This window comes from Candidatus Streptomyces philanthi (genome assembly GCF_059553635.1).
Map to the genome: position 1 here is coordinate 1 of NZ_JCANQV010000238.1, position 9,290 is coordinate 9,290.

General features: G+C 73.4%; 7 protein-coding genes and 1 pseudogene. 4 read left to right on the top strand and 4 right to left on the bottom strand.

The features are described from left to right. Positions 1 to 2,251: ATP-binding protein (locus tag AC51EU_RS22865; protein WP_496268914.1), on the top strand; the 2,251-nt coding region annotated here is incomplete at its 5' end. 50 nt (positions 2,252 to 2,301) lie between these two features. On the opposite strand, the gene AC51EU_RS22870 is transcribed toward AC51EU_RS22865, so the two are convergent. The 3 genes from AC51EU_RS22870 to panB form a co-directional block, all read right to left on the bottom strand. Beyond that, positions 2,302 to 3,132 (bottom strand): ABC transporter permease, encoded by an 831-nt coding sequence (locus AC51EU_RS22870; protein WP_496268915.1) that lies wholly within the window; start codon positions 3,130 to 3,132, stop codon positions 2,302 to 2,304. Further along, entirely contained in the window at positions 3,129 to 4,157 is a 1,029-nt protein-coding gene (locus AC51EU_RS22875; protein ID WP_496268916.1) for an ATP-binding cassette domain-containing protein, read from the bottom strand. The genes AC51EU_RS22870 and AC51EU_RS22875 overlap by 4 nt, the downstream gene beginning before the upstream one ends. A 121-nt stretch (positions 4,158 to 4,278) precedes the next feature. Further along, positions 4,279 to 5,160: a 3-methyl-2-oxobutanoate hydroxymethyltransferase gene (panB, locus tag AC51EU_RS22880; protein ID WP_496268917.1), complete on the bottom strand. Its 882-nt coding sequence runs from the start codon at positions 5,158 to 5,160 to the stop codon at positions 4,279 to 4,281. Positions 5,161 to 5,342: 182 nt separating this feature from the next. Here panB and AC51EU_RS22885 point away from each other — a divergent pair, with 182 nt between their 5' ends. The 3 genes from AC51EU_RS22885 to AC51EU_RS22895 all read left to right on the top strand — a co-directional run bounded on the left by AC51EU_RS22885 (position 5,343) and on the right by AC51EU_RS22895 (position 8,816). Then, on the top strand, positions 5,343 to 6,962 hold the full coding sequence (locus tag AC51EU_RS22885; RefSeq protein ID WP_496268918.1) for a DHA2 family efflux MFS transporter permease subunit: 1,620 nt from the start codon (positions 5,343 to 5,345) through the stop codon (positions 6,960 to 6,962). After that, positions 6,959 to 7,594, top strand: a complete 636-nt coding sequence (locus AC51EU_RS22890; protein WP_496268919.1) for a TetR/AcrR family transcriptional regulator — start codon at positions 6,959 to 6,961, stop codon at positions 7,592 to 7,594. The genes AC51EU_RS22885 and AC51EU_RS22890 overlap by 4 nt, the downstream gene beginning before the upstream one ends. A gap of 217 nt (positions 7,595 to 7,811) precedes the next feature. Then, entirely contained in the window at positions 7,812 to 8,816 is a 1,005-nt protein-coding gene (locus AC51EU_RS22895; RefSeq protein ID WP_496268920.1) for an endonuclease/exonuclease/phosphatase family protein, read from the top strand. Positions 8,817 to 8,958: 142 nt separating this feature from the next. Here AC51EU_RS22895 and tnpA read toward each other — a convergent pair. Beyond that, positions 8,959 to 9,290, bottom strand: a pseudogene (gene tnpA / locus AC51EU_RS22900) (IS200/IS605 family transposase); the annotation flags it as partial.

A 9,290-nucleotide genomic window follows, 5' to 3' on the forward strand; every position in this document is an offset into this window, starting at 1 on the left:
CACCGCCGCCGAGGGGCTGCGCGCCGCGACCGACCCCACCGCGCTCGACCCCCTGGCCCGCCTCGCCGAGCACTGCGCCAACCGCCGGATGCTGCTCGTCCTCGACAACTGCGAGCACGTCATCGGCGCCGCCGCCGCACTCGTCGAGCGGCTGCTGGCCCGCTGCCCCGGGGTGACGGTGCTGGCGACCAGCCGTGAGCCGCTGGCCGTGCCCGGCGAGGTGCTGCGGCCCGTCGAACCGCTGCCCGACCCGGTCGCGCTGCGGCTGCTCGCCGAACGCGGCGCCGCCGCCCGCCCCGGGTTCCGTACCGACGAGGACCCGGCGGCCTGCGCCGAGATCTGCCGCCGGCTGGACGGACTGCCGCTCGCCATCGAACTCGCCGCCGCCCGGCTGCGGTTGCTCTCCCCGCGCCAGCTCGCCGACCGGCTCGACGACCGCTTCCGGCTGCTGACCAGCGGCAGCCGCACCGTCCTGCCCCGCCAGCAGACGCTGCGCGCCGTCGTCGACTGGTCCTGGGACCTGCTCGACGCCCCCGAACGCGCCGTGCTGCGGCGGCTCTCCGTCGTCTCCGGCGGCTGCGACCTGGCCGCGGCGGAGGAGATCTGCGCGGCCGGCGCCGTCGACCGCCGCGACGTCGCCGCACTGCTCGGTTCACTGATCGACAAGTCGCTGGTGGTGGCGGCGCCCGCGCCCGGCGGGCAGATGCGCTACCGGCTGCTGGAGACCGTCGGGGAGTACGCCGCCGAGCGGCTGGACGAGGCCGGGGAGCGGGCCGCCGCCGAGCGCCGCCATCTCGTCGCCTACCGCGAACTCGCCCGTACCGCCGACCCGTTGCTGCGCGGCCCCGGCCAGCGCGCCTGGGCCGACCGGCTGGAGCTGGAGCACGACAACCTGCGGTCCGCGCTGCGCCGCGCGATCGCCGCCCGCGACGAGCACGAGGCGCTGTGCCTGGTGCTGTCGTTGCAGTGGTTCTGGTCGCTGCGGGACCACCGCGCCGACGCCCACGGCTGGGCGGAGGCGGCCGCCGCGCTCGGCCCCGACCCGTTCGCCCCGCCCGTCACCCCCGCCCCCGAACTGCTGGCCCGGCCCATCGACGCCCCGCCGCCGATGGACCCCGAGCAGCTCATGGAGGCCCGCCGCCAGGCGCGGCTGATCGCCCTCACCGCCCTCGACGGCGACCTGCGCGCGTTCCAGCGGCCCGAGGTGCGCCGGACCCTGGCCGGGGTGATCGACTCCTACCGCAGCGGAATGCCCCAGACCTGCCGGGTGCCGGGCGTGTTCTGGTACTACGCGGTGGTGCTCAACGGCGGCACGGAGCGGCTGATGGAGATGGTCGACGACGCCGTGGTGGCGTGCCGGGGCTTCGGCTACGACTGGGAGCTGGCCTTCGTCCTCCAGCTCCGCTCCAAGATCCTCAACGACCGTCCCGGCTGCCTGGACCAGGCGATGCGGGACGCCGACGAGGCGCTGCGCCTCTTCGGCCTCGCCCAGGACGCGTGGGGCACCGCCGAAGCCCTGATGGGCCGCGGCGAGACGCACGAGAAGAGCGGCCACTACGGGCGCGCGGCCGAGGACTACCGCGCGGCGATGGTCCATGCCGAGGCCCTGGGCGCGTACGGGCAGACCCTGCTGCTGCGCACCCGGCTCGGCGCGGTGCTGATCGAGGACGGCGCGCACGAGGCGGGGGAGCGGATGCTGCGCGAGGTCGTGGCGGAGGCCGGGGACCACAACGGCGGCCACGAGGCGGCGCCCTTCGCCCGGCTGCTGCTCGCCATGTGGCTGTCCGTCTCGGACCGCACGGGCGAGGCGCGCCGGCAACTGGAACTGGTGCGGGAGCTGTTCGCGCCCCGGGCCCCCGACGTGTTCACCGGGATCGTGGAGGGCTCGATGGTCTGTCTCGACGTCACCGAGGGGCGGACCGAGGGGCTGCTGGAGCGGTTCCGCGGGGCGCTGGCGCTGATGGGGGACTCGCTGACGAAGATGGTCGCCCCCGACCTTCCGGTGACCCAGCTGATCACCGGCGCCCGGGTGCTGGTCGCCGTGCACGGGGAGCCCGCCGCCCGGGACGCGGCCCGGCTGCTCGGCGCGTACGACGCGCTGCGGATGCACACCATCCCGCCCCTCGTGCTGCGCGCCGACCGGGAGCGGGCGGAGACGGAGGTGCGGGGGCTGCTGGGCGACGCGGCGTACGAGCGCGCCCACGCCGAGGGCGGCGGCCTGACCTGGGAGGAGGCCACCGCCCTCGTCTGACGCGTGCCGGGCGGAGGTCGACGCGTCAGGTTTCTGCAAGCCGTCGGTTCTCAGGTGGTCTTCTTGCGGAACCTTGCGACGGCGAGCGGCATGGTCACGGCCGTGATGACGACGGCCCAGCCGAGGGTGACCAGTGCGGGGTGGGCGACGGCGCCGTGCCCGTTGATCAGGGCGCGGGCCGCGTCCGCCAGGTTGGACAGCGGGTTGACCTTCGTGAACCCCTCCAGCCAACCGGGCATCGACGCCGGCGGCGCGAAGATCGACGAGCCGAACTCCAGCGGCATCAGCACGATCATCGCCAGGCCCTGCACGGCCTGCGGGGTCCTCACCGCGAGCCCCAGCAGGACGAAGATCCACATCAGCGCCGCGCCGAACACCGTGGCGAGCGCCACCGCCCCGAGGAGCCCGAGAACGCTGCCGCGTATCTCCAGACCCAGCAGAAAGCCCATCCCGAACAGGATCGCGGTGGCGATCAGCATCCGGCCGATCTCGACGACGATCTTGGCGATCAGGACCGAGGACCGGGCGATCGGCATCGTACGGAAACGGTCCATGACGCCCTTGCGGAAGTCCTCGTTGACGCCGGAGCCCACCGCCATGGCGATGTTGATGCCCATCATCGCCATCAGCCCCGGTATCAGGTACTGGAGGTACTCCTGCTGGTTGCCCTTGCCCGCGATGGCACCACCGAAGACATAGACGAACAGCAGGACGAAGACCACCGGCATCAGCAGGACGTCGAACATCGACTCCGGGTCCTGTTTGATCTGGAGGGCGTTGCGGCGCACCAGCGCACCGATGTGCCGCAGATTGGCGCGCAGCCCGATGCGCCCCTCGCCGGCCGGCCTGCGCGCCGGCACCGTCATCGTCGCCGCGCTCATGCCGGCACCTCCGCGAACCGCTCGTCGTGTACGTCCCCGGCGCTGCCGGCCTCGGACGTCTTCTGGCCGGTGAGGGCGAGGAACACCTCGTCCAGACTGGGCAGATGGGTGCTGATCCCGGAGAGCGCGAAGCCCTCCCGGGTGAGCAGCCCCACCACCGCCGTCAGCTGCTCGTCGCTGGTGACCGGGACGTTGACCACGCCGTCCGCGTGGTCGGCGGTGGCCCCGGCGATGCCGTCGAGGCCCGCCAGGGTGACCGCGGTGGTGATCCGGTCCAGGTCGCCGCGGTCGGCCGGACGCACCTGGAGCGTCCGCCCCCCGACCTTGGTCTTCAGCTCCTGCGCCGCGCCCTCGGCGATCACCCGTCCCCGGTCGATCACCGTCAGCTCGTCCGCCAGCTGCTCGGCCTCCTCCATGTACTGGGTGGTGAGCAGCACCGTCGTCCCCTCGTCCACCATCCGGCGCACCTCGTCCCAGACCTCGTTGCGGGTCCGCGGGTCCAGGCCGGTCGTCGGCTCGTCCAGATAGAGCACGGCGGGACGGCCGATCATCGAGGCGGCCAGGTCCAGCCTGCGCCGCATCCCGCCGGAGTACTTGGCGGCGGGCCGTGCCGCCGCCTCGGTGAGCGAGAAGCGTTCCAGCATCTCGTCGGCCCGCTTGCGGGCGCCCTTGCGGGACAGGTCGAGCAGCCGCCCGATCATGTAGAGGTTCTCCCAGCCGGAGAGCTTCTCGTCGACCGAGGCGTACTGGCCGGTCAGGCCGATCGTCCGGCGCAGCGCACGGGGTTGGCGCACCACGTCGTACCCGGCCACGACGGCGCGCCCGGCGTCCGGTACCAGGAGGGTCGAGAGGCAGCGGACGAGGGTGGTCTTCCCGGCGCCGTTGGGGCCGAGCACACCGAGCACCGACCCCTCGCGGACGTCCAGGTCGACCCCGTCGACGGCCTTGACGTCCCCGAAGTGCTTGACCAGCCCCCGTACCTCCACGGCGTTCCCGCCGTCGGTGGTCATTGTCTGTCGCGTCATGCCGTCCACGGTGGCAGCCACGGCCGACAGCGCACCGACACACCACCGACAGCCCGCCGACACCGGCCCGGACACGGCAGCGGCGGCCGCGACCCACGGGTCCCGGCCGCCGCGCGCCCCTCTAGTGGAAGCTGTGCTCCTCCGCCGGGAAGGCCCCGTCCACGACCTCGTCGGCGAACGCGCGGGCCGCGTCGCCCAGCGCCTCCCGCAGCGCCGCGTACTGCTTGACGAAGCGCGGCACCCGGCCCGACGTCATCCCCGCCATGTCGGTCCACACCAGCACCTGGGCGTCGCACGCGGCGCCCGCGCCGATGCCGACGGTGGGGATGTGCAGCGCGCGGGTGATCTCCTCGGCGGCCTCGGCCGGCACCGCCTCCAGGACGACGGAGAACGCCCCGGCGTCCTGCACCGCCTTGGCGTCCCGCATCAGCCGGTGGGCCGCCTCCTCCCCGCGCCCCTGCACCGGGTAGCCGCCCAGCGCGTGGACGGACTGCGGGGTCAGACCGATGTGCGCCATCACCGGGATGCCGGCGGAGACCAGCAGCTCCACCTGGTGCGCCGAGCGCTCACCGCCCTCCAGCTTGACGGCGCCCACGCCCGCCTCCTTGACCAGCCGGGTCGCGTTCCGCAGGGCCTGCACCGGGCCCTCCTGATACGCGCCGAACGGCAGGTCGCCGACGACCATGGCCCGCCGGGTGCCGCGGACGACCGCGGCGGACAGCAGGGTGATCTCGTCCATGGTGACCGGCACCGTGGACTCGTAGCCCAGGTGGCAGTTGCCCATCGAGTCGCCGACGAGCAGGACGGGGATACCGGCCTCGTCGAAGACGGAGGCGGTCATCGCGTCGTAGGCGGTGAGCATCGGCCACTTCTCGCCGCGCTCCTTGGCGCGGGCGATGTCACGCACCGTGACCCGGCGCGTGCGGGCGCCCCCGTAGAGGGCGGCGGGATTCCCGGCGGCCGGTGCCTCGGCCGGTTTCCGGGCAGGCGAAAGCTGCGTCATCGTGACGGCTCCTGTTCCTCATCTCGAAGCGCCCTGACGGCGTCTCCGGACTCCCCTCCATGCTGGCACGCGGCGCACGGGGCGCGGAAGGGCCCCCGTGCCTGCCACCCGTGCGCCGACACGCCCCCTACGCCCCCTCCGATACGGAACGGGACCGTTCCGTATCGCCCTACAGTGACCGCATGACCACCCCCGCCCCAGGCCCGGCCTCCCCGGGCCCCCGCAGCGTTCCCGAACGCGTCCACCGCCGCCGCTGGGTGATCCTCTCCGTCCTCATGCTCAGCCTGCTGATCGTGGTGCTGGACAACTCCATCCTCAACGTCGCCATGAAGACCATCGCCACCCCGGCCCCCACCGGCCTGGGCGCCACCCAGAGCCAGCTGGAGTGGGCGATCAACGCCTACACCCTCGTCTTCGCCGGAATACTCTTCAGCGCGGGCCTGCTGGGGGACCGGATCGGCCGCAAGAAGGTCCTGATGCTGGGCGCGGCCCTGTTCGGCACGGGCTCGGCGCTCGCCGCCTTCGCCGCCTCGCCCGCCCAACTGATCGCGTTCCGCGCCGTGATGGGCCTCGGCGGCGCCTTCGTCATGCCGGCCACCCTCGCGATCCTGATGAACGTCTTCGAACGCGAGGAGCAGCCCAAGGCGATCGGGGTCTGGGCCGGCGGCGTCGGCCTGGCCATCGCCATGGGGCCGATCACCGGAGGGCTGCTGCTGCACCACTTCTGGTGGGGCTCGGTCTTCCTCGTCAACGTCCCGATCGTGGTGATCGTCCTGATCGCGACGGTCGTGCTGGTGCCGGAGTCCCGCGACCCGGTCCCCGGCAGACTGGACCCGGCCGGCGTGCTGCTGTCCGTCGTCGGACTGATCCTGCTGGTCTACGGGTTCATCCAGGGCGGCCGGTACGCCGACTTCTCCCGCTTCGAGGTCTACGGCACGGTGCTGTGCGGCCTGGTGGTCCTCGCCGGTTTCGTCGTGCACCAGAAGCGCAGCGACCATCCGTCCATCGACATCGGCTACTTCCGCAACCCGGCCTTCTCCGCCGCCGTCACCGCCATCGCACTGGTCTTCTTCGCGCTGATGGGCGTCACCTTCCTCGTCGTCTTCTACGTGCAGAGCGTGCGCGGCTACAGCCCGCTCCAAGCCGGCCTGCTGATGCTGCCGCTGGCCGCCGCCCAGGCGGTCTTCGCGCCGAGGGCCCGGCACGTCGTCGACCGCTTCGGCGCCCGCGCGGTGTGCACGGCCGGCCTGGTGACCGTCGCCGCCACCCTCACCGCCCTGGTGCTGCTGGACACCGCCACCCCCATCTGGGTCCTGGAAGTGATCTTCCTCGTCCAGGGCACCGCCATGGCGCACATCACCCCGCCCGTCACCGTCTCGATCATGCAGGCGCTGCCCCGGGAGAAGGCGGGCTCCGGATCGGCCCTCAACAACATCTTCCGGCAGGTCGGCGGCACCCTCGGCGTCGCCGTCCTCGGCTCCGTCCTCTCCACCAGCTACCGCAACGGCATCCAGGACCGCATCGACGCCCTGCCCCGCGTCCCGGCCGGCGCCCGCCACGCCGCCGGCGAATCCGTCGAGGCGACCCTCGCCCTCGCCGACCGCATGGGCCCCGCGGGCACCTCCCTCCTCGAACCCGCCCGCCACGCCTTCGTCCACGCCATGCATGTCACCGCCCTCGCCTCCGGCGGCGTCGCCCTGATCGGCGCCCTGGTCGTCGCACTCTTCCTGCCCGGCGGCCGCGGCGGCGCCGGACAGGAGGCCGAGCCCACGGAGGAACAGGCGGCGGGAGCCCCCCGGTGACCGGCGCCCCCGAGCGCCGAGGGCGGCCGCGCAGCGCCGCCGCCGACACCGCCATCGCCGAGGCCGTCCTGCGCCTGATCGAGGACGGCACCCCCCTCGGCGAGCTGACGATGGAGGGCATCGCCCGCGCGGCCGGCGTCGGCAAGGCCACCCTCTACCGCCGCTGGCCGTGCCGGAGCGCCCTGCTGCTCGACGTGACCCGCACGCTCCGGGCGCCCTGTCCGCCGCTGGCGGGCACCTCGGTCCGCGGCGACCTGGTGACGCTGCTGGGGTTCTGGCACCGCGGCGGCCTCGCCGAACGCCGCTCCGCGCTGCTGCGCACCGTCGTCGGCCACCTCACGGCCCGGCCCGACCTGTGGGCCGCGTACCACGACTCCGTCGTACGGGACCGCCACGAGAGACTGCTCGCGGTGCTGCGGCGCGGCGCGGCCACCGGCGAGATCCGCGCCGACCTCGCCCCGGAGACCCTCGCCGACCTCTTCCTCGGCCCCCTCCTCTCACGCGCCCTCCTCCACGCGGGCACCGAGCCCCCCGAGGGCCTGGTCGAGGAGATCGTCGACACGGTGCTGGAGGGCGTACGACCGGGGGAGCGGAACAGGAGGGGGGCGCCGCCGGCCGTGCCCGCGGGATGACCGCTTCATGCCCGTTCTGTCACAGCCGTCCCTTCCCGCCCACCGCGGGGAACTCCCGCCCGCCGCCGTTCCGTCCTCCGGGGAGAGAAGGCGTCCCCCGGGTGATCGCCTAGGGTCTGTCCGGGGCAGGCGGGAACCGCCGGACCGGCCCGGGGCCGGCCACGCGGGAGACGCGGCGATCGATGGCAGTGAGGACGACGCGATGGCGCAGGCACAGATGACGGAACCGGACCAGGCACACCACCCGGGGCGGCCCGGCTCCCGGGCGGGCCGCCTGCGCGCCTGGTGGCGCCCGGACGGCATGTGGCGGCGTGGCATCGTCCTGGCGGTGCTCGCCGTCCTCCTCGGCCTGCTGATGGTGCTGCACGCCCGCATCCCCAACACGGTCGGCAACCTGGGCAGCCTGCTGGAGACCTTCCTGCCCTGGGCCGGGCTCGGCGTCCCCGTACTGTTCCTCGCGGCGGTGCTGCGCCGCTCGGCGACCGCGCTGGCCGCCCTGCTGCTGCCCGCCGTCGCCTGGGTCGGCCTCTTCGGCGGCCAGCTCGCCGACAAGTCCGGCACCGGCGGCGACCTCACCGTCCTCACCCACAACGTCGACGCCGACAACCCCGACCCGGCCGGCACCGCCCGCGACATCGTGGCCGCCGGCGCCGACGTCGTCGCCCTGGAGGAGCTGACCGCCACCGCGCTGCCCACCTACAAGTCCGAGATGGCGAAGGCGTACCCCTACCGCGCCGTCCAGGGCACCGTCGGCCTGTGGAGCAAGCACCCGCTGTCCGGCGCGGCGCCCGTGGACATCAAGATGGGCTGGACGAGGGCGCTGCGCGCCACCGTCACCGCGGCGGACGGGCAGCGGATCGCGGTCTACGTCGCGCATCTGCCGTCCGTGCGGGTCAAGGTGCAGAAGGGCTTCACCGCCAACCAGCGCGACGCCAGCGCCGAGGCGCTCGGCGAGGCCATCGCCGCGGAACCGCTGGAGAAGACCCTGCTCCTCGGCGACCTCAACGGCACGATGAACGACCGGTCGCTGGCCACCGTCACCTCCCAGATGCGCTCCGCGCAGGGCGCCGCGGGCGACGGCTTCGGCTTCACCTGGCCGGCCTCGTTCCCGCTGGCCCGCATCGACCAGATCATGTCGAAGGGCATGGAGCCGGTCGCCGCCTGGACCCTGCCGGCCACCGGCAGCGACCACCGTCCGGCCGCGGCGTCGCTGAAGCTCTGAGACGGTCCGCGGGGGCGGGGGACGGGCCGGTCCCCCGCCCCCGTTCGTCCCGCGTGCCGGCGCCTGTTACCGGGTTCCTTGCAGAAAGCCCCGGCGTTCACGCCGGGGATGAACGCATCTCAAGACTGCTCTGACGTGCACTTCAGAGCGGACGTTTTTGCTGCTCGATGTACTGGCGGACGATCGCCAACGGTGCACCGCCGCACGATGCGGAGAAGTAGGAGGGCGACCACAGGTGCCCGTGCATGATGGCGTGGTTGACCCTGCCGGTGAACTCCTGCCGTATCCGGCGGGCGGAGACGCCCTTGAGGCTGTTGACCAGCTTGGAGACGGCGGCCTTGGGCGGGTAGTGCACCAGGAGGTGGACGTGATCGTGTTCGCCGTTGAACTCCTTCAGCTCCGCCTCGAAGTCCTCGCAGCCTTGCGCACGATCTCTTCGCAGCGCGTCAGCATCTCGTCGTTGAACACCCGCGC